Origin of the sequence: Achromobacter sp. SD115, from assembly GCF_017355315.1 — a bacterium.
Classification (GTDB): Bacteria; Pseudomonadota; Gammaproteobacteria; order Burkholderiales; family Burkholderiaceae_B; genus Achromobacter; species Achromobacter xylosoxidans_B.
Map to the genome: position 1 here is coordinate 47,763 of NZ_JADIJM010000016.1, position 20,665 is coordinate 68,427.

Sequence of the window (20,665 nt, forward strand, 5' to 3'; positions counted from 1 at the left end):
GCTACTGCCCGAGCAACAGCGTCGCGGCCAGCAGGCCGCCCAATTCCTCGCATCTTGCAAGGTCCGCGCCGGCCACGGTCTTGGGCGCCAGGATCTGCTGCGCGGTCTGCGCACCCATGTTGACGATGAGCGGCGGCGCCAAGGCGCTGAGCCGCCAGCCGGTGCAGATGCGCACGACCTGCCGCGCCGCGCCCGCGCCGTCGCTGCCGGCGCTGATGGCGCAGGCATAGGGCAGTCCCTGTATCCGGTCCAGCACCGCGTAATAGTTGCGGTCGAAGAATTCCTTCATTTCGCCGCTCAGCGAGGCCAGGTTCTCGGGGGCGCAGAACAGATAGGCCTGACTGGCGAGCAGCGCGTCGGCCTGGGTGTCCGCGGCCCGCCGCAGGACCACGTTCAGATCGGCCGCCTGCTCCAGCTGTGCGGCGGCCGTCCGCGCTCCGCGCGCCGCAGCCTCGGCCATCTGTTGCGCGGCGCCGGTGCGCGAATGCCACACGATCAGCAGCTGTTTCATGCGTAGCGATCCAGGGGATCCTGCCGGTAGTAGGCCCGCAGCAACGCATACCATTGCGGCAGCGCTTCGTGCATGGGGTGGGGATCCACGAAGAAGTGTTCCGAGCTGACCGCGAAGAACTCGGCTTCGTCGGTGGCGGCATAGGGGTCCATGGGCAACTGGCCGTACCAGGCGTCCGCCGCCTCGCTTTCCGGATCCACATCGTGCGGGATGGCGGCTTCGACCGCCTCCACCGCTGCGATGAAGCGGTCCAGGCTGTCGTCCAGGATGCGGCGCCAGGCCTGGGGCTTGAGTTCGGGGTGCGCGGCCAGCGAGGGCATGCCGTCGGCGTAGCCCGAGCGCAGGTCCAGCTTGTGGGCGAACTCGTGGATGACCACGTTGAAGCCGCCGTCGGAGAGCTGGGTGTCCTCCCAGGACAGCACCAGCGGCCCGCCTTCCCAGGCTTCGCCGGCCGCGTCCTCCATGTATTCGTGCACCACGCCGTCATCGTCTTGGCTGGAGCGCGGGATGCGGAAACTGGCCGGGTACACGATGATCTCGTCCCAGCCTTCGTACAGTTCGGGCGCCAGGTTGAGGATGGGCAGGCTGGCCTGGGCCGCGATGCTCAGGCGCATGAAATCCGAGACCTCCAGTCCCTGCGCGCCATTGATGTTCTTGCTGGCCAGCAACCAGGCGGAACGCGCCTGCAGCTGGGCCGCTTCTTCGGTGTTCAAGGCCGCCAGGAACGGGTGGGCCTCCAGTACCTGCAGCCACAGTTCTGGCGAGATGCGGGCCTGCATTTCGGCCACCGCGGAGGGGCGGGCGCCCCGGCCCTTGAGCCAGCGCAACATAAGCTTCAGTTCCTTCCATATGCCGGGGCTAGCGGCTGCTTTTGGTGTCTACAAACCCTAGTGTAGAGTGTCGGGATATCAAACTACATCCGCCTGCCGTCCGTCATGTCCGCCCCGCCTGTTCCCGACGCGCCTACGCCTTTCGACGCTACCTGGCGCCAGGAGGTAGGCGCCGGCCTGGATGCCGACGGCATGGCGTTGATCGACCAGGCCGTGGCCTGGGCCGAGCCGCGTTTCGAAGGTCAACAGGCGCTGACCGGCGAGCCGCTGGCCGGGCACGGCGCGGGCGTGGTCCGCATCCTGGCCGCCCTGCATACCGATGCGGCCACCCGCGCGGCGGCGCTGCTGGCCGCTTTGCCGACCGACCTGATGGCCCCCGCGCCGTCCCTGCGCAGCGATCCCGTCGCGGCGGCTTTCGGCGCCGAGATCGCGCGGCTGGTGCAAGGCACGCGCGCGCTGCTGCGGCTGGGCGTGGTGGCGCGGCAGGCGAGCGACGCCGCGGCTGAAAGCGGTTCGCAAAAGGAAATGCAGCGCAAGATGCTGCTGGCCATGGCGGCCGACCTGCGCATCGTGCTGATGCGGCTGGCGTCGCGCTTGCGCACCTTGCGCTGGCACGCGGAAAGCAAGGCGCCATGCTCCACCGATTTCGCCCGGGAAACCCTGGACCTGTACGCGCCGCTGGCGAACCGCCTGGGGATCTGGCAGATCAAATGGGAAATGGAAGACCTGGCGTTCCGTTTCCTGGAGCCTGAAAAATACAAGCAGATCGCCCGTCTGCTGGAAGAGAAGCGGGTGGAGCGCGAGGCCTTCATTGCCGGCGCCATCGAGCGCCTGCAGACGGGATTGGCCCGCGCTGGCGTCGAGGCCGAGGTTAGCGGCCGGCCCAAGCACATCTACAGCATCTGGAACAAGATGCGCGTGAAGCGGCTGGATTTTTCGCAGATGTACGACCTGCGCGCGCTGCGCGTCATCGTCGACGACGTGCGCGCCTGCTATACCGCGCTGGGCATGGTGCACGAGATGTGGACGCCGATCTCAGAAGAATTCGACGACTATATTTCGCGGCCCAAGCCCAACGGCTACCGCTCCCTGCATACGGTGGTGGCCGATGACGACGGCCGTCCCTTCGAAGTGCAGATCCGCACGCGCGAGATGCACCAGTTCGCTGAGTACGGCATGGCCGCGCACTGGCGCTACAAGGAAGCGGGCGCCAAGGGCGGCCAGGTGGCGGCCTCCAGCGAATACGACCGGCAATTGGCGTGGATGCGCCAGCTGCTGGCCTGGAACAGCGATGTCGAGGGCGGCGAACCCGCCAAGCCCGCGCCCGCCAAGCCGGCGTCGGGCAAAAGCCGCGGCCAGGCGACTGCGCCGCCACATACCGACGAGCGCATTTACGTGCTGACGCCGCAGGCGCGCGTGATCGAATTGCCTGCCGGCGCCACGCCGGTGGATTTTGCTTATCACCTGCATACGGACCTGGGCCACCGCTGCCGCGGCGCCCGCGTCGATGGGCAGATGGTGCCGCTGCAGACGCGCCTGTCCACCGGCCAGACCGTGGAGATCATCTCCGCCAAGTCTGGCGGGCCGTCGCGCGACTGGCTCAACCCGCAGCTGGGCTTTCTGGCCAGCCCGCGGGCCCGCGCCAAGGTGCGCATGTGGTTCAACGCGATCGAACTGCAGCAGCGCATCACCCAGGGCCAAGCCCTGGTCGAAAAGGAATTGCAGCGCCTGGGCAAGACCGCCGTCAATCTGGAACAGTTGGCGCAGAACCTGGGATTCGCCCGCGCCGACGATTTGTACGTGGCGGCGGCCAAGGAAGAGTTCAGCCTGCGGCAGATCGATACGCTGTTCCAGCAGCCCGGGCCGGCCGTCGAACCGCAGCCGGCCGCCTTGCGCCATGCCAGCGCCGGCAGCGCCGAGAAAAGCGGCAAGAGCGGCGTGTTGGTGGTGGGCGTGGGATCGCTGTTGACGCAGTTGGCGCGTTGCTGCCGTCCGGCGCCGCCGGACCTCATCGCCGGCTTTGTCACGCGCGGGCGCGGCGTGTCCATCCACCGCAGCGACTGCCACAGCTATCTGGCGCTGGCCGCCCGCGAACCCGAGCGCGTCATCGAAGTGGCTTGGGGCGAGACCGCCGACACCTTCTATCCGGTGGACATCAGCGTGCGCGCACATGACCGTTCCGGCCTGCTGCGCGACCTGTCCGAGGTCTTCGCGCGGCTGCGCCTGAACGTGGTGGGCGTGAACACGCAGAGCAAGCAGTCGCTGGCCCACATGGTGTTCACGGTGGAAGTGCGCGGGGGGGAGTCGCTGTCGCGCGCGCTGGACGCCCTGGCCGAAGTGCAGGGCGTGTCGTCGGCGACGCGTCGCTAGGCGGGAAACCCGGGCCGGGCGGCCCGGGCGCAAGCGGGACTCAGTCGTCCAGCTGCTCGTGCGCGCGGTCGCGCATGTAGAACGCGGCGATCAGGCCCAGCGCCACGCCGAACATCACGTAGTAGGCGGGCGCCATCGGCGAACCGGTGGTCTTGATCAGCCAGGTCACGATGAACTGCGCGAAGCCGCCGAAAATCATCACGGCCACGTTGTAGGCCAGGGACAGGCCCACCGAACGCACGCGCGCCGGGAATAGCTCCGCCATCACCGTGCTGAACACGCCGAAGAATGCCGACACGAACAGGCAGACCACGACCTGCACGGCCAGCAGGCGGCCGATGGACGGCGCGTCCGACAGCCAGTAGTACAGCGGGTACAGCACGATCAGGTAGCCGATGAGCGAGCCGATCACGATGGGGCGGCGGCCGACGCGGTCGGACCAGGCGCCCATGAAGGGCGTCAGCAGCACCATCAGCGCCGCGCCGGCCATCTGCACCAGGAAGGTCTGGTTCAGCGGCAGCTTCAGGATCTGCGTGGAGTAGGTCACCAGATAAGTGAAGGTGATGTAGATGGACACCGTCGCGGTCACGACCAGGCCCACGCCGATCAGCGTTTCGCGGGTATGCGTCTTCAGCATCTGGCCCAGGCTCAGGCGCTGCACCTCGCCGCGTGCGGCGGCCTGGCGCTCTTCTTCCTTGAGTTGCTTGAAGGCGTCGGTTTCATCGACGTTGCGGCGGATATAGATGGCGATGGGAACAATTACCAGACCGAAGGCGAAGGGCAGGCGCCAGGCCCAATCGGCGATCTCGTGGGGCGTGAAGAATTCGGTGATGAGCGTGCCGCAGGCCGCGCCGATCAGCAGGGCCAGCATCTGGCCGGCCATCTGCCAGGAACCATAGAAGCCGCGCTTGCCGTTGGGCGCCATTTCGATCAGCAGCGCGGTCGAGGTGCCGAATTCGCCGCCAGCCGAAAAGCCCTGCAGCAGACGCGCGATCAGGATGAAGATCGGGGCCAGGATGCCGGCCGCGTGGTAGGTGGGGGCAACGGTGATCAGGGCGATCGACACGGCCATCAGCGAGGTCACCATGACCATGGCCGCCTTGCGGCCTTTCTTGTCGCCGTACAGGCCGAGGATGATGCCGCCGACCGGACGCATGAAGAAGCCGACGCCGAAGATGGCGGTGGTCATCAGGATCGCGTTCAGTTCGCTGCCGGGAACGCTGGGGTCGGTGGGGAAGAACAGCTTCGAGATGATCGGCGTCATGAACGCGAACACCAGGAAGTCATACCATTCGAGGGCGTTGCCTATGACTGCCGCCACGATGTTGCGCGTGGGAACTGCTTTGTGCTGCACGGTTTCTCCTTGGGGGTTTGCCTAACCGGGCGACATTCTAGGCGCTTGCGCGCCAGGCCCTGCCCGAGACGAGGACGCGCGCTGGCCTTACACTCCTCTTTTTCCCCAAGAGAGTAGTGACATGAACGCGCGCACCTGGCTGGAAACGCTGGTTGGTTTTGACACCACCAGCCGCAATTCCAATCTTGCCCTGATCGAAACCGTCCGGGATTGGCTCAAGGGCCAGGGCGTCGACGCATGGCTGGCGCACAATCCCGAGCGCACCAAGGCCAATCTGTTCGCCACCTTGCCCGCCCAGGACGGCGGCATGCAGGGCGGCATTGTGCTGTCCGGCCACACCGACGTGGTGCCCGTGGATGGCCAGGACTGGAGCACGGATCCGTTCAAGCTCATCGAAAAAGACGGACTGCTCTATGGACGCGGCAGCTGCGACATGAAGGGCTTCATCGCCAGCTCTTTGGCGCTGGTGCCGGAATTCCTGGCCATGCCGCGCAAGAAGCCGATGCACCTGGCGTTCTCGTACGACGAAGAAGTCGGCTGCGCCGGCGCGCCCTATATGCTGGCCGACCTGCACGAGCGCGGCATCCGCCCCGAAGGCTGCGTGGTGGGCGAGCCCACCGGCATGCAGGTGGTGGTGGCGCACAAGGGCATCAACCTGTTCCGCTGCAAGGTGCACGGCAAGGCGGCGCACTCGTCGTTGACCCCGCGCGGTTGCAACGCGATCGAATACGCCGCCCGCCTGATCTGCCGCATCCGCGACCTGGCCGACAGCTTCAAGGCCAACGGCCCCTACGACCAGTTCTACGATGTGCCGTTCTCGACGATGACCACCAACCAGATCCGGGGTGGCATTGCGGTCAACACCATCCCCGAGCTGTGCGAATTCACTTACGAATTCCGCAACCTGCCCGGCATGCAGCCCGACGCGATCCAGGCAGAAGTCGAAAAATACGTGCGCGAGGAGCTCCTGCCGCGCATGAAGGCCGAATTCGACGGCGCCAGCATCGAAATCGAGACCGGCGCGGCAGCTCCCGCCCTGGAGGCTTCCGAAGAGGCCGCCATCACCCAGCTGGTGCGCGCCCTGACCGAAGACCGCGCCACCCGCAAGGTCGCCTACGGCACCGAGGCCGGCCTGTTCCAGGGCATCGGCATTCCCACGGTGGTCTGCGGCCCCGGCCATATCGAACAGGCCCACAAGCCTGACGAGTACGTCGCGCTGGACCAGTTGGCCGCCTGCGACACCTTCCTGCGCCGCCTGGGGCAGTCGCTCTGAGGGCAAGCCGAGGATTGCCGGGGCGGCCAGGGCGTAGCGCCCGGCCGCTGCCGGCGTCAGGTAAAATGACGGGTTGCAAACCGGATTTGCGGCCGGCAGTGGCCGCCGCGATACCCGGGGGAGATGCTTGGTGAAACCTTACGACTTTCCGGATGCCCAGGGCCATTTCGGCCCTTATGGCGGTGTTTTCGTGGCGGAAACGCTGATGCACGCGCTCGACGAGCTGCGCGCGGCCTATGACCATTACCGTGTCGACCCCGCCTTCCAGGAAGAGTTCAACTATGAACTCAAGCATTTCGTGGGCCGTCCCAGCCCGGTCTACCATGCCCGCCGCTGGTCGGAAATGGTGGGCGGCGCCCAGATCTGGTTCAAGCGCGAAGACCTGAACCATACCGGCGCCCACAAGGTCAATAACTGCATCGGCCAGGCATTGCTGGCCAAGCGCATGGGCAAGCCCCGCGTTATCGCCGAAACCGGCGCCGGCCAGCACGGCGTGGCCACCGCCACCGTGGCAGCCCGCTACGGCATGGAATGCGTGGTCTACATGGGCAGCGAAGACGTCCGCCGCCAAGCGTCGAACGTCTACCGCATGAAGCTGCTGGGCGCCACGGTGGTGCCGGTCAACTCTGGTTCGCGCACCCTGAAGGACGCGCTCAACGAAGCCATGCGCGACTGGGTCACCAACATTGAAAATACGTTCTACATCATCGGCACGGTGGCGGGTCCCGACCCCTATCCCCGCATGGTGCGCGATTTCCAGACCGTCATCGGCAACGAATGCCTGACGCAAATGCCCGAAGCCGCTGGCCGCCAGCCCGACTACGTCGTGGCGGCGGTGGGCGGCGGGTCCAACGCCATGGGCATCTTCCATCCCTACATTCCCTACGAAAACGTGCGCCTGATCGGCGTCGAGGCGGCGGGCGAGGGCATGGACAGCGGCCGCCACGCCGCATCCCTGGCCGCGGGCCAGGTGGGCGTGCTGCACGGCAACCGCACCTATGTCATGCAGGATGCCGACGGCCAGGTCCAGGAAACGCATTCGGTCTCCGCCGGCCTGGACTATCCGGGCGTCGGTCCGGAACACGCCTGGCTGAAGGACTCCGGCCGCGCTGAATATGTCGGCATCACCGACGCGGAAGCCCTCAAGGCTTTCCACGATTGCTGCCGCATCGAAGGCATCATGCCCGCGCTGGAGTCGTCGCACGCCATCGCGCAAGCCGTGAAGATGGCCGCCACGCTGCCGCGCGACGCCGTCATCCTGGTCAACTTGTCGGGCCGTGGCGACAAAGACATGCATACCGTGGCCGAACAGGCCGGCATCGAGCTCTGAGGCCCTGTCCATGACGACTCGCACCGATCGCATCGCCGCCGCTTTCGCGCGCACCGCCGAATCCGGCCGCGCCGCGGCGCTGATTCCCTACATTGCCGCGGGCGATCCCTCGCCCGCCGCGACCGTCCCCCTGATGCATGCGCTGGTCGAGGCCGGCGCCGACGTCATCGAACTGGGCGTGCCGTTCTCCGATCCCATGGCCGACGGCCCGGTGATCCAGCGGGCCGCTGACCGCGCCATCGCGCAGGGCGTGGGCCTGGCCCGCGTGCTGGACCTGGTGGCCGAGTTCCGCCAGCGTGATGCCGCCACCCCGGTGGTGCTGATGGGCTACGCCAACCCGATAGAACGCATGGGCCAGGCCGAGTTCGCGCGCCGCGCCGAGCAGGCCGGCGTGGACGGCGTGCTGGTGGTGGACTATCCGCCCGAGGAAGTGGTCGAGTTCGCGGCCACGCTGGGCGAGCATGGCATCGCCCCGATCTTCCTCTTGGCGCCTACGTCCACGGAAGCGCGCATCAAGGCCGTCGCCGCGGTCGCCCGCGGCTACGTGTACTACGTGTCGCTCAAGGGCGTCACGGGTTCGGGCTCGCTCAATACCGATGACGTGGCCGAGCGTTTGGCCGTGATCCGCCGCCACGTGCGCGATATTCCGGTCGGCGTGGGCTTCGGCATCCGCGACGCCGAAAGCGCCCAGCGCGTGGCGCGCGCGGCCGACGCCGTCGTGATCGGCAGCAAACTGATAGAAACCATGGAGCAGGCGGCGGCGGATGCCCCCGCGGCCCAGAAAACCGACGCCGCAGTCACCGCCGCCAGCGGCTGGCTGCGCACCATCCGGCAAGCGCTGGATCAAGTAAAACGAGCAAGCGCGTCGGCCTGAGCGGCGGGCGTGACCTCATACGGGATGAATAATCAATGAGCTGGATCGAAAAACTCCTGCCTCCTCGCATCAACAAAACCAGCGAAAGCGGCCCCCGCCGCGTTCCCGAAGGCCTTTGGGTGAAATGCCCGTCGTGCGAATCGGTGCTGTACAGCGAAGACCTGGCGGCCAACCTGCACGTCTGCCCCAAGTGCGACCACCATATGCGCATCGGGGCCCGCGCCCGCATCGATTCGCTGCTCGATGTCGAGGGCCGGGTCGAAATCGGCCAGACCACGCGTTCGGTCGACACGCTGAAGTTCAAGGACACGCGCAAGTATCCCGAGCGTCTGCAGGAAGCGGTCAAGCAAACCGGTGAAACCGACGCCATGGTGGTCATGAGCGGCTCGATCCGCGGCGTGTCCGCGACCCTGGCCTGCTTCGAATTCGAATTCATGGGCGGCTCCATGGGCTCGGTGGTGGGCGAGCGCTTTGCGCGCGGCGCCCAGGCCGCCCTGGACAACAGGACGCCGTTCATCTGCGTGGCCGCCTCCGGCGGCGCGCGCATGCAGGAAAGCCTGCTGTCGCTGATGCAGATGGCCAAGACCAACGCCATGCTGACCCGCCTGTCGGCGGCCGGTCTGCCGTTCATCAGCGTGTTGACCGACCCCACCATGGGCGGCGTGTCGGCCAGCTTCGCCTTCATGGGCGACGTGGTCATCGCCGAGCCCAAGGCGCTGATCGGCTTTGCCGGCCCGCGCGTGATCGAACAGACCGTGCGCGAAAAGCTGCCGGAAGGCTTCCAGCGCGCCGAGTTCCTGCTGCAGAAGGGCGCCATCGACATGGTCGTGGACCGCCGCCAGCTGCGCGAGGAAATCGCCCGTCTGCTGGCCTTGTTGACCAATCAGCCCGCGGATGTGGTGACGGCCTGAATGTTCCTGCCATCCGGCCGGCCTTTTCGGGCGGACTGGACGGGCGGTGATCGGATGCCGCCGGCAGCCTCGGGCTCCCGGCGGCATTCTCGTTTAGGGCGTTTGTCAGGTGGCATCTGAAGGACGTTATTCGGAACAGTCTTTTCCATCCGCGATGTTGCCTGCCTGCGACAGAAATCAAGTCGTCCGGCCCGGATTTTGCTATGTTGCGTACTAGGTTTGAAATCTACGGAGTTTTCCAATGCAGTTGACCAAGAAGAAGATGCTTACCGGCCTTGTAGGACTTGCCCTGGCCGCAACCGCGTCGCTGGCGAGCGCCCAATCGTCTGAAGGCACCCAGGGCGGCGTCAGCATGCATTACGGCATTGGAGACCACTATCAGCGCCTGACACTGAACTACGAAACGCCATCCGTCTGGACCTACCAGTTCGGTGGCAACTGGGGTCGCCTGGACCTGACGCCTGAACTCGGCGTGTCGTACTGGAAGGCTAGCGGTTCGCGTTCGCCCAGCCATGTCTGGCAGCTCAACGCCATCCCGATGTTCCGCTGGTGGACCGGCGAACGCTTCTACATCGAAGCGGGTATCGGCGCCACGCTGTTCTCCAGCACGCGTTTCGCCGACGAGAACATCAGCACCGCCTTCCAGTTTGGCGACCACATCGGCATGGGCTTTCTCGTGACGCCGAACAATCGCATCGGCCTGCGCTATTCGCACTTCTCGAACGCCAGCATCAAGCGCCCGAACCCGGGCCTGGACGTGGTGCAGCTGACCTACACCTACCAGTTCTGATTCCGCCTTGAGCGAGCCTGGCGCGACCCCAGGGCGCGCCAAACAGACAGATCCACCCTCAGGGGTGGATTTTTTTTGGGCTGTCGCGCTGCGTTGCTTGCCGCTCAATCTAAAACAACAAAAATATTATGTTCTGACGCTGCGTACACATACTTGTTGGTAAGGAGTGCAATGGCCAGAATGCCCAGGCAGCGCACAACACACAATGAGCCGCCGCACGGCCCCGATTCTCCGCAGCACGCATGGCCACGCCAGGGGACGCGACGACGGCAAACGGAGACCAACGCATGAACTATCCCTGTACGCCCGCGCGTCCGCTGACGCGCATGACCGCCGCTATCGGTCTGGCCCTCGCGCTGTCCAGCGGCTCATCCGCCGCATGGGCCGAGGAGTTTCCGAACAAGCCGCTGCGCATGGTGGTGGGTTTCGCTCCTGGCGGCGGCGCGGATATCGTGGCGCGGCTGGTGGGCGCCAAGATGGCCGAGAGCCTGGGGCAGCAGGTGGCGGTGGAGAACCGGGCCGGCGCTACCGGCACCATCGCCGCCGACAACGTGGCCCGTTCGCCCGCCGACGGCTATTCGCTGTTCCTGGGCTCGCAGTCCACCATGGTGGTCGCGCCTTCCTTGTTCCCGTCCCTGCCGTTCAAGCCTGAAAAGGACTTCGCGCCGGTGTCGCAGGTGGTGACCATGCCCTTGATCCTGGTGGTCAATCCGGCTTTGGTAGACGCGAAGAGCGTGCAGGAGCTCACCGAGCACATCCGCAAGGCCGGTGACGGCGCCATGAGCTACGCCTCGTCGGGCCAGGGCGGTCCGCAGCATATCGCCGGGGAACTGTACGCGCACATGGTGGGCACCAAGGTGACGCACGTGCCCTACAAGGGCGAATCGGCCGCCATAGCCGATGTGCTGGGCGGACACGTGCCGTATATGTTCGCCAATCTTCCCGTGGCCTTGCCGCACATCAATTCGGGCAAGGTCCGGCCGCTGGCCATCACCAGCCTGAAGCGCGATCCCAAGGCGCCGGCGATTCCGACGCTGGCCGAGTCCGGCTTCAAGGATTTTGAAGTGTCGACCTGGTACGGCGTGTTTGCGCCGGCCAATACGCCCAAGCCCGTGGTGGGCAAGCTTGCCGATTCCATTCGCGCGGCCCTGCAACAGAGCGACATGCAGGCCAAGCTGAGCGAGCAAGGTTTCACGGTGGTGGGGAGCGATTCCGAGACCTTCACACGCTTCGTGGGGGCGGAGTTACCGCGCTGGTCAGTGCTGATCCGCGACATAGGCATCAAACCCGAATAGCCGGCCTGCCCGCGCCAGCGCATCCGCGGCCGGGCGTTCCCTTCATTCCTGCGAGACCAAAATATGATCGACTTAAGCGAAAAGCGCGCGGCCGGCCCCGTTATCCGGCTGCACTCGGCGGACAACGTCGTCGTGGCGCGCGTGCCCATCAACATAGGCGCGGCCGTGCCTTCCGAGGGCATCGTCAGCCGCAGCCAGATCCCGGCCGGCCACAAGATCGCGGCGCGCGATCTGCGCGCCGGCGAGCCCATCCTCAAGTACAACGTCTGCATCGGTTTTGCGGCGGGCGATATTCCGGCTGGCACCTACGTCCACTCGCACAACATGGACTTCCAGGAGTTCGACCGCGACTACGCGCACGCCCGCGATTACGTGCCTACGCCCGTCTTGCCCGAGTCCGAGCAGGCGCGCTTTCTCGGCATCGTGCGCGCCAATGGGCAGGTGGCCACGCGCAACTACATAGGCGTCATGGCGACGGTCAACTGTTCGGCGACGGTGGTGCACCGCATTGCCGAAGCCTTCACCCCGGAACTGATGGCCGCCTACCCCAATGTGGATGGCGTGGTGGCGCTGAGCCATGGCATGGGCTGCGGCATGGAGATGTCCGGCGAACCCATGGACCTGTTGCGCCGGACGATGGGCGGCTACGCCTGCCACGCCAACTTCGCGGCCGTGCTGATCGTCGGGCTGGGCTGCGAGCGCAACCAGCTGGATGCCTTGCTCAAGGATCAGGGCCTGGAAGCGGGCGCGCGGCTGAAGACTTTTATCATGCAGGAGACCGGGGGCACGCGTAAAACCATCGAGGCCGGCGTCGCCGCGGTGCAAGCCCTGCTGCCGCAGGCCAATGAGGTCGAGCGCGTGCCGCTGCCGGCGCGGCACCTGACGGTGGGGCTGCAATGCGGCGGGTCGGACGGCTTTTCGTCCATCACCGCCAATCCGGCGCTGGGCGCGGCCATGGACATCCTGGTGCGCCACGGCGGCACCGCCATCCTGTCCGAAACGCCGGAGATCTACGGCGTGGAGCACACGCTGACGTCGCGCGCCCGCAACCGTGAGGTCGGCGAGAAGCTGGTGCAGCGTATCCGCTGGTGGAAGGAAGAGTATTCGCCCGGGCGCGACGTGCAGATCAACGGCAAGGTCAGCCCGGGCAACCAGATGGGCGGCCTCGCCAACATCTTCGAGAAATCGCTGGGTTCTTCGATGAAGGGCGGCACCACCGCGTTGATGGAGGTCTACCGCTACGCGGAACCGGTGCGCCAGCCTGGCATGGTATTCATGGATACGCCCGGCTTCGACCCCGTGTCCGCGACCGGGCAGATCGCTGGCGGCGCCAACATGATCTGTTTCACCACCGGGCGCGGCTCGATGTTCGGCGCCAAGCCCGTGCCTTCCATCAAGCTGGCGACCAACACGCCGATGTATGAAAGGCTGACGGAAGACATGGACGTCAATTGCGGCGACATCCTGGATGGCACGGCGACGTTGCAGGAAGTGGCGCAGCGCATCTTCGAGGAAATCCTGCTGGTGGCTTCCGGCACGCGCAGCAAGAGCGAGCTGCTGGGGCTGGGCGACCACGAGTTCGTGCCCTGGAACATCGGTGTGGTGAGCTGAGGCGCGCAGCCGCATTCGCAAAAAGGCCCCGGCGCACGGTCCTGGATGGCCGTGCGCCGGGGCGTTTTTCTTGCTGCGGATGTGCCGCTGCGTTGTGCGATTCCGCAGGCGGCGGCGCGCCCGCGGGACCTGGGACTAGTTGTCCGCCAGCGCTTGCGCGCCCGGCATGTCGAAGCCGTTGTCATCCAGGGCGGCCTGCAAGGCGGTGCGCTGTTCAGCGTTCAGTTCCACCAGGGGCGGGCGTACGGTCGCCCAGGCGGGATCGCCGGACTTCCAGGCGATGGCGGCCTTCATCGCGGGGATCATGGGGAATTTGCCGAACACGTTGCGGGTCGCGTTTAGTCCAGCCTGGCGGGCGTCGGCGTCGGCTTCCTGCCAACGCTGTTGCAGCGCGACGATGGGACCGGGGTTGACGTTGCCGGTGGCGGTGATGCAGCCCACACCGCCCGCGCGCAGCGTCTGCAGCAGGAAAGCCTCGCTGCCCGCGTAGACCCGGAAGCCGCGCGGTGCAAAACGTTCGATCATGGCCGCCGTGTTGTTCCAGTCGCCACCGCTGTCCTTCACGCCCGCGACTTGGCCGGGGTAGCGGTCCAGCAGGCGGTCTATCAGGTCCAGGCTGAGCGGCACCTGGCTCACGGGCGGGATGTGGTACAGGTACATGCGCAGCCGGTCGTCGCCCACGCCTTCGATCAGTTCGGCGTAGTAGCGGAACAGCCCCTCGTCGCTCACGCCCTTGTAGTAGAAGGGCGGCAGGACCAGCACGCCCATGCTGCCGCTGCGCACGGCGTGGCGCGTCAGCTCGATCGCGTCGGGCAGCGCGCAGGCGCCGGTGCCGGGCATCAGCGCGGACGGCTCCACGCCAGCTTCCAGCAGCGCGTCCAGCAGGCTGCGTTTTTCAGACAGGGCCAGCGAGTTGGCTTCCGAATTGGTGCCGAAAATGGCCAGGCCGACGGATTGCTCGCGCAGCCAGCGGCAGTGCTTCACGTAGCGTCCCAAGGCCGGGCGATAGGCTGCGTCGAACGGCGTCAGGACCGGAGAAAAAACGCCGGGAATACTGGCTTGGGTGCTCATTGTCTCTACTCGTTGTCTGATGAATGAAAAGGGCGCGCCAGGCGGCGCGACGGCAACGTCTGATTCTGGCACCGAACCGGCCGATGAACATCTGCTGTTTAATTGCTTCAATCCATAAAATTGTTGTGGTTTGCCCTGGCGCAAGCCGAGCATACAGAAAAAAAGGGGACATCTTGGATACGAGATATGTGCAGAGTTTTGTGTCAGTGGTCGAATGCGGATCGCTGGCGGAGGCGGCGCGCCGGCTGGACCTGACGCCTGCCGCCATCGCGGCACGGGTGCGCACCCTGGAAGAGGAGTTGGGCGCCACGCTCATCAAGCGCGTCGGCCGCAGCGTCAAGGCCACCGAGGCGGGCTTGAAGGTGCTGGAGCGCGCCCGCGGCGTGCTGCGTGAAGTGCGGGACTTGCGTGCCAGCGCCAGCGACGACGCGCCGTTGGGCGAACTGCGCCTGGGCGTGTCGGTGTCGGCGCTGACGGGCATCATGCCCACCGTGCTGGCGCGCCTGTACCGGCGCCTGCCCAAACTTGCCGTCTTCGTGGAGCCGGGTACGTCCAATCATCTGTATCACCGGGTGATCAATGGCGACCTGGACGCGGCCTTTATCGTCAAGCCCCAGTTCAACCTGTCCAAGGGTTATGCCTGGAAACTGGTGGCGGAGGAGCCGCTGGTGGTGCTGGCGCCGCCCGATACCGCGAGCAACGACGCCCACGAGCTGATGGGCACCCAGCCCTTCATCCGCTACGACCGCAATGTATGGGGCGGCCGCCTGGCGGACCAGTACCTGCGCCAGCACGGCATCGTGCCGCGCGAACGCCTGGAGGTTGACGGACTGATGGGCATCGCCTGCATGGTGTCGGAAGGGCTGGGAGTGTCGCTGGTGCCCGACTGGGCGCCGGATTGGCTGGACAGCCGGCGCGTCAAGCGCGTGCCGCTGCCCGGGCGCGCGCCGCTGCGCCGCATGGGGATTCTCTGGGCCCGGCACATGCCGCATTCGGCGCTGGCGGAAGCGTTCGTGGAAGAGGCCGGGCTGGCCTTGAACCTGCCTGCGGAGCGGATAGAGGGCGATTGAGCGGCGCGGCGTGCCGGCGCATCGCGTTTGGGGCCGGCGCAGCGGGAATGGGCCGCATCAGCGTGACCACGCGTCGGCCCTTCATAATGAAAAACACCCCGGGAACTGGATCGCTATCCAGCTCCCGGGGTGCGGGGTATTGCCCGTCGCAAGCCCTTGCGGGCTTGCGGCTTAGTGGCGCGTTTCGACCTGAACCAGCGGCTCGTTGGAAACGGACGCGACCGGCTTGCGCTCGCGGCCCAGGCGGACCGGCGTGTGCGCGGCGGCGATGCGCAGCTGGGTTTGGGCGTGGCGGTCCGGATCGGTTTCCACCCATTGCAGGCCGGCGGCGTTGACCACGTCATGCAGAGCCTGAGCCTTGGCCGACGGGGTGGCAGCCGGCACTACGATGGGTTGGCTGGCTGCGGGCGCGGCGGCAGGCGCCGGGGCCGCCGTTTCCTGGACCACGGGCGCAGCAGGGGCGACGGGCGCGGGGGCGGCCACGGGTTCGACGGCAGCGGCTTCCACCGGTGCCTGTTCGGACGCTGCGGGGGCGGAAACCTCGGTCGCGGCCTGCACGGAAACCGGCTGCGTCACCTCGGCGGCTGCCGTTTGCACGGGCTGGGCCACGGGTTCAACGGCTTGCACGGCTTCGGCCTGCTGGGCTTCAACCGGCGCGGCGGCAACCTTGGCGGGTTCAGCCGGAGCAGCTTCGACTTGCTGGACCTGGGCCGGAGCGGCTGCGACCTGCTGGACCGGCGCCGGTTCCACGGCTTGCGCGGTGGTCACGGCGGGCTGGGCAGCGGCGTCTTCCGAGGGCTCGGCGCCGTCTTCGTCGACGCCATCGTCCAGTTGCTCGTCGCTGCCGGCCAAGCCAGCTTCGTCCGGGCTGCGGCGGCCACGGCGGCTGCGGCGGCGGCGGCGCTTGCGCTCGGGATCGGCCGCGCCTTCGGCACCTTCGATGCCGGGCACGCCATCGGCGGCCTGTTCGACGGTTTCGGAGGTTCCGGCGACCAGCTCGGCAGCTTCAGGGGCAGGCTTGGTCTCGGGCAGGGCGGTGGCAACCGTCTGCGCCAGGGCGGCGACCATGCTTTCCTGTTCGCTCATCGGGGCGTCGGACTGGCCTTCCTCGCGGCGATTGCGGCCACGACCGCGGCGGCGGTTGCGACCGGCGCCGGCATCTTCGCCGCCGGCTTCCACGGCTTGCTCGGGACGGCTGGACGCCAGGGCCGCTTGCGTGGCCTGGGTGTCGCGTTCGCCGCGGGCTTCGTTGCGGTTGTTGCGATCGCCGCGTTCCTGGCGTTCGCCTTCGGGACGGCGGTTGCCGCGCACGTGATGGCGGCCGCCTTCGCTGCCTTCGGCGCCTTCGCCGCGCGACTCGCCACGGCGGTTGCGGTTGCGGTCCGAACCATGGCGTTCGCCACGGCGTTCCTGGCCGTCATGGCCGCTACGTCCCTTGCCGCGGCCGGAGCTGGCGCGCTTGGCGCTGTCTTCCTGGGCGGCGGGAGCCGGCTTGGCCGCCTCGGAGCTGCCTCCCAGCCAGCCGAACAGGCGCTTGAACAGGCCGCCCAGACCGCCGGTTGTTGCCGGAGCGGGAGCCGCCGCGGCCGGGGCCGGGGTCGAAACCGGAGCCGGCTGCGAGGGCGTGATGCCCTTGACCAGCGCTTCCGGACGCGACTTGATTTCATGTTCGCGCGGCTGCCAGGGGGCGTCCGTGGCCGGAGCTTCAACCAGTTCGAAACTGGTCTTCAGCTCTTCCAGGCGCGGATCGTCGTGGCGCAGGCGCTCGATGTGGTGGTGCGGGGTTTCCAGATGCTTGTTGGGGATCAGCATCAGGTTGACCTTGAGGCGGGCTTCCATCTTGGTGATGTCGGCGCGCTTTTCGTTCAGCAGATAGGTGGCCACGTCGACCGGCACTTGGGCGTGCACGGCGGCAGTGTTTTCCTTCATTGCTTCTTCTTGCAGCAGACGCAGCACGTGCAGGGCGCTGGACTCGGCGTCACGGATCACGCCGGTGCCGTTGCAGCGCGGGCAGGTGATGTGCGAGCCTTCGTTCAGGGCCGGGCGCAGGCGCTGGCGCGACAGTTCCATCAGGCCGAAGCGCGAAATCTTGCCCATCTGGACGCGGGCGCGGTCGAAATGGAGGGCGTCACGCAGGCGCTGTTCGACGGCGCGCTGGTTCTTGCTGTCCTCCATGTCGATGAAGTCGATGACGATCAGGCCGCCCAGGTCGCGCAAGCGCAACTGGCGGGCCACTTCGTCGGCCGCTTCCGAGTTGGTGCGCAGCGCGGTTTCCTCGATATCGGCGCCGCGCGTGGAGCGGGCCGAGTTGACGTCCACGGAAACCAGGGCTTCGGTGTGGTCGATGACGATGGCGCCGCCCGAAGGCAGTGTCACCGTGCGCGAGTAGGCCGTTTCGATCTGGTGTTCGATCTGGAAACGGGAGAACAGCGGGATATCGTCGCGGTAGCGTTTGACGCGCTGGACGTTGTCCGGCATTACCACGCTCATGAAGGCCGTGGCCTGGTCGGCGATCTCGTCGGTATCGATGAGGATCTCACCGATTTCCGGGGAGAAGTAGTCGCGGATGGCCCGGATGACCAGGCTGGATTCCAGGTAGATCAGGATGGGCGCGGAGTTGTCGCGCGCGGCGCCGTCGATGGCCGTCCAGAGCTGCAACAGATAGGACAGGTCCCACTGGAGCTCTTCGACGTTGCGGCCGATACCGGCGGTGCGGGCGATGATGCTCATGCCCTGGGGCAGATCGAGCTGCTCCATGGTGTCGCGCAGTTCCTGGCGGTCCTCGCCCTCGACGCGGCGCGAAACACCGCCGCCGCGGGGGTTGTTGGGCATCAGGACCAGATAGCGGCCGGCCAGCGAGATGAACGTGGTCAGGGCGGCGCCCTTGTTGCCGCGCTCTTCCTTTTCAACCTGGACGATCAGTTCCTGGCCTTCGCGCAGGGCGTCCTGGATGCGGGCGCTGCGGACGTCCACGCCTTCCTTGAAGAAGCTGCGGGCTACTTCCTTGAAGGGCAGGAAGCCGTGGCGGTCTTCGCCGTAGTTGACGAAGCAAGCCTCGAGGCCAGGTTCGATCCGGGTGATGACACCTTTGTAGATGTTGCCTTTGCGTTGTTCGCGGCCGGCAGTCTCGATGTCGAGGTCGATGAGTTTTTGCCCATCGACGATAGCGACGCGTAATTCTTCCTGATGCGTCGCATTGAACAGCATGCGCTTCATGAGAGGGGTTCTCCGTTGTCATGACGCGCCGATATCGGCGCGTGACCTCGGGTCACTCGGGCTGCGGCTGAAGCGGGCAAGAAATGCGGACCGTACCTGGGCGGCGCCCAGGCGTATCCGCCGCGGGTCAGGCGGGCACGTCGAGCCGTGGGGCTCGGGGTTCTGTCAGCAGGAGGGTCAGCTTCACTGAATGTGGTTTGACGGAAAAGTGCTGTGAACGGCAGTTGCGGTCGGATTGGTTGCCCACGCGCAGCTGGTGCTTTAAATATGCGACGATTCTTGCGGTGCTTCAGAGCCGCTTGCGGCATGCAACGGACCTGCTGGGACAGCGGGCAAAATGAATGCCACACCACTATCCGGCAGGGCGCGGTTGCGCCGGCGACCAAATGACCCCAGGGGTTGAATGAGCAGGCAGTACAATGGCGGCCCGCGCGCTCGACGGAGTTGCGTAACGTTGCATCTCTACGTCAGGCGGCTAGTTCAGCCCCTTTAGGCTGTCCCGATTATATGTCGCTTTCCGCAATGCGCAAAGAAACTTCCTCCTCGAAAACCCTCTCTAAAGCTCCCCCCGCCGTCCGCATGGTGGAGGTCGATGCCGAGCAGGCCGGCCAGCGCCTGGACAACTTTCTGGCCAGGCTGTGCAAGGGCGTCCCCAAAACCCACATCTACAAGGCCATTCGCGGCGGCGAGGTGCGGATAAATAAGGGACGCACTTCTGCCGACTATCGGGTCGCCGAAGGCGATGTGGTGCGCATTCCGCCCTTGCGCTTGCCCGATCCGGGCAAGCCCCGTCCGGTGCCTGGCGCGGAATTCCCGGTGGTGTTCGAGGACGAGGCCCTGCTGGTGGTGGACAAGCCCGCTGGCGTGGCGGTCCATGGCGGCAGTGGCGTGTCGTTTGGTGTGATCGAACAATTGCGGGCCGCCCGGCCCGGCGCCAAGTTCCTGGAGCTGGTCCACCGCCTGGATCGGGAAACCTCCGGTCTTTTGATGGTGGCCAAGAAGCGCAGCGCCTTGCTGGCGCTGCATGCCATGCTGCGCGAAGGAAAAGGGGACAAGCATTACCTGGCCCTGGTCGAGGGCGATTGGGTCAATGACCGCCAGCATATCAAGCTGGGCCTGTCCAAATGGACCACCCAGTCGGGTGAACGCCGGGTAAAGGTCGATCCGGACGGCCAGTCGGCGCATACCATCGTCACGCTCAAGCAGCGGTTTGGTGGCTATAGTCTGGTCGACGCCGAATTGCGTACTGGCCGCACCCACCAGATCCGGGTGCACTTGGCCGCCAGCGGCTTTCCCATCGTGGGCGACGACAAGTACGGCCGCGACGAGGTGCGGGCGCAGTTCGCGCGCATGGGCTTTGGCAGGATGTTCCTGCACGCCCACCAATTGACCCTGGCCCACCCGGTGACGGGCGAGCCCCTGACGCTTACCGCCGAGCTGCCCCCCGCCTGCCGGCAAATACTGAAACAACTGGAGTCGGTCTGATTATGTCGTATTCGCTGGTCGTTTTTGACTGGGATGGCACCCTGATGGATTCCACGCACAGCATCGTGGCAGCCATCCAGGGCGCCTGCCGCGATCTGGAGCTGGCGGTGCCGTCGGCATCCGACGCCAGCTGGGTGATAGGCCTGTCCCTGGAAAGCGCCCTGCGCCGCGCGGTGCCGGACCTGACGCAGGCGATGCTGCCGCGTTTCCTGGAGCGCTACCGCACGCATTACCTGCTGCGCGACCCGGAGTTGCGCCTGTTCGAGGGTGTGCAGGAATTGCTGGCCGAACTGGCGGGGCAGAACGTGCGCCTGGCGGTGGCAACCGGCAAGAGCCGCGTGGGCCTGACCCGCGCGCTGGCCGCGACCGGCCTGGGGCCGCTGTTCGACGCCACCCGCACCGCTGACGAGACTTTCAGCAAGCCGCATCCCGCGATGCTGCATGAGCTGATGCAAGAGTTGGACGTGGATCCGGATCGCGTGGTGATGGTGGGTGACACCTCGCACGACCTGCAGATGGCGATCAACGCCGGCGTGCACGGCCTGGGCGTGACCTATGGCGCGCACACCCTGAAGGAACTTGAGGGTTGCTCGCCCCAGGCAGTGCTCGATAGCGTGCCGAAGGTGCGCGAATGGCTGCTGCCGCGGGTCTAACCGCTGTCTGTCGCCCGGGTT

Annotated in this window: 16 protein-coding genes; 11 read left to right on the top strand and 5 right to left on the bottom strand. The window is 66.4% G+C overall.

Going from position 1 to position 20,665, the window contains the following annotated elements:
• Position 1 precedes the first annotated feature (1 nt).
• Together IPU70_RS21350 and IPU70_RS21355 are read right to left on the bottom strand one after the other, a co-directional pair.
• Positions 2-511, bottom strand: coding sequence for an NAD(P)H-dependent oxidoreductase (locus IPU70_RS21350; RefSeq protein ID WP_207470084.1), 510 nt, complete (start codon positions 509-511; stop codon positions 2-4).
• Positions 508-1,341, bottom strand: coding sequence for a zinc-dependent peptidase (locus tag IPU70_RS21355; protein ID WP_207470086.1), 834 nt, complete (start codon positions 1,339-1,341; stop codon positions 508-510). The genes IPU70_RS21350 and IPU70_RS21355 overlap by 4 nt, the downstream gene beginning before the upstream one ends.
• 105 nt (positions 1,342-1,446) lie before the next feature.
• On the opposite strand from IPU70_RS21355, the gene IPU70_RS21360 reads away from it, so the two are divergent.
• Positions 1,447-3,711 carry a bifunctional (p)ppGpp synthetase/guanosine-3',5'-bis(diphosphate) 3'-pyrophosphohydrolase gene (locus tag IPU70_RS21360; RefSeq protein ID WP_207470087.1) on the top strand — a complete coding sequence of 755 codons (2,265 nt, stop codon included), beginning with the start codon at positions 1,447-1,449 and terminating at the stop codon, positions 3,709-3,711.
• A gap of 40 nt (positions 3,712-3,751) precedes the next feature.
• Here the strand turns inward: IPU70_RS21360 and IPU70_RS21365 are convergent, their stop codons facing one another.
• Entirely contained in the window at positions 3,752-5,065 is a 1,314-nt protein-coding gene (locus tag IPU70_RS21365; RefSeq protein WP_207470089.1) for an MFS transporter, read from the bottom strand.
• Positions 5,066-5,186: 121 nt separating this feature from the next.
• On the opposite strand from IPU70_RS21365, the gene argE reads away from it, so the two are divergent.
• The 7 genes from argE (at position 5,187) to IPU70_RS21400 (ending at position 13,149) form a co-directional block, all read left to right on the top strand.
• Positions 5,187-6,338 carry an acetylornithine deacetylase gene (argE, locus tag IPU70_RS21370; RefSeq protein ID WP_207470091.1) on the top strand — a complete coding sequence of 384 codons (1,152 nt, stop codon included), beginning with the start codon at positions 5,187-5,189 and terminating at the stop codon, positions 6,336-6,338.
• 130 nt (positions 6,339-6,468) lie between these two features.
• Positions 6,469-7,668, top strand: a complete 1,200-nt coding sequence (gene trpB, locus IPU70_RS21375) for a tryptophan synthase subunit beta (RefSeq protein WP_013392206.1) — start codon at positions 6,469-6,471, stop codon at positions 7,666-7,668.
• 10 nt (positions 7,669-7,678) lie between these two features.
• Positions 7,679-8,542: a tryptophan synthase subunit alpha gene (trpA, locus tag IPU70_RS21380; RefSeq protein WP_207470093.1), complete on the top strand. Its 864-nt coding sequence runs from the start codon at positions 7,679-7,681 to the stop codon at positions 8,540-8,542.
• A 35-nt stretch (positions 8,543-8,577) separates the two neighbouring features.
• Entirely contained in the window at positions 8,578-9,453 is an 876-nt protein-coding gene (gene accD / locus IPU70_RS21385) for an acetyl-CoA carboxylase, carboxyltransferase subunit beta (protein ID WP_013392208.1), read from the top strand.
• Between the two features lie 241 nt (positions 9,454-9,694).
• A complete protein-coding gene (locus tag IPU70_RS21390) occupies positions 9,695-10,243 on the top strand; it encodes an acyloxyacyl hydrolase (protein ID WP_013392209.1) in 549 nt (182 codons plus the stop codon).
• A gap of 287 nt (positions 10,244-10,530) precedes the next feature.
• A complete protein-coding gene (locus IPU70_RS21395) occupies positions 10,531-11,538 on the top strand; it encodes a tripartite tricarboxylate transporter substrate binding protein (protein WP_207470095.1) in 1,008 nt (335 codons plus the stop codon).
• A gap of 63 nt (positions 11,539-11,601) precedes the next feature.
• Entirely contained in the window at positions 11,602-13,149 is a 1,548-nt protein-coding gene (locus IPU70_RS21400) for a UxaA family hydrolase (protein ID WP_207470097.1), read from the top strand.
• 135 nt (positions 13,150-13,284) lie between these two features.
• Here the strand turns inward: IPU70_RS21400 and IPU70_RS21405 are convergent, their stop codons facing one another.
• On the bottom strand, positions 13,285-14,220 hold the full coding sequence (locus IPU70_RS21405; RefSeq protein ID WP_013392212.1) for a dihydrodipicolinate synthase family protein: 936 nt from the start codon (positions 14,218-14,220) through the stop codon (positions 13,285-13,287).
• Between the two features lie 173 nt (positions 14,221-14,393).
• On the opposite strand from IPU70_RS21405, the gene IPU70_RS21410 reads away from it, so the two are divergent.
• Positions 14,394-15,290 carry a LysR family transcriptional regulator gene (locus IPU70_RS21410; RefSeq protein ID WP_207470100.1) on the top strand — a complete coding sequence of 299 codons (897 nt, stop codon included), beginning with the start codon at positions 14,394-14,396 and terminating at the stop codon, positions 15,288-15,290.
• 171 nt (positions 15,291-15,461) lie between these two features.
• Here the strand turns inward: IPU70_RS21410 and IPU70_RS21415 are convergent, their stop codons facing one another.
• The gene (locus IPU70_RS21415) at positions 15,462-18,506 is read right to left on the bottom strand and encodes an Rne/Rng family ribonuclease (protein ID WP_207470102.1); all 3,045 of its coding nucleotides are present in this window, start codon (positions 18,504-18,506) and stop codon (positions 15,462-15,464) included.
• A gap of 522 nt (positions 18,507-19,028) precedes the next feature.
• Between IPU70_RS21415 and IPU70_RS21420 the strand changes: the two genes are divergently transcribed.
• Positions 19,029-19,991: an RluA family pseudouridine synthase gene (locus IPU70_RS21420; protein ID WP_207470104.1), complete on the top strand. Its 963-nt coding sequence runs from the start codon at positions 19,029-19,031 to the stop codon at positions 19,989-19,991.
• Between the two features lie 2 nt (positions 19,992-19,993).
• Entirely contained in the window at positions 19,994-20,644 is a 651-nt protein-coding gene (locus tag IPU70_RS21425) for an HAD family hydrolase (protein WP_013392216.1), read from the top strand.
• Positions 20,645-20,665 lie beyond the last annotated feature (21 nt).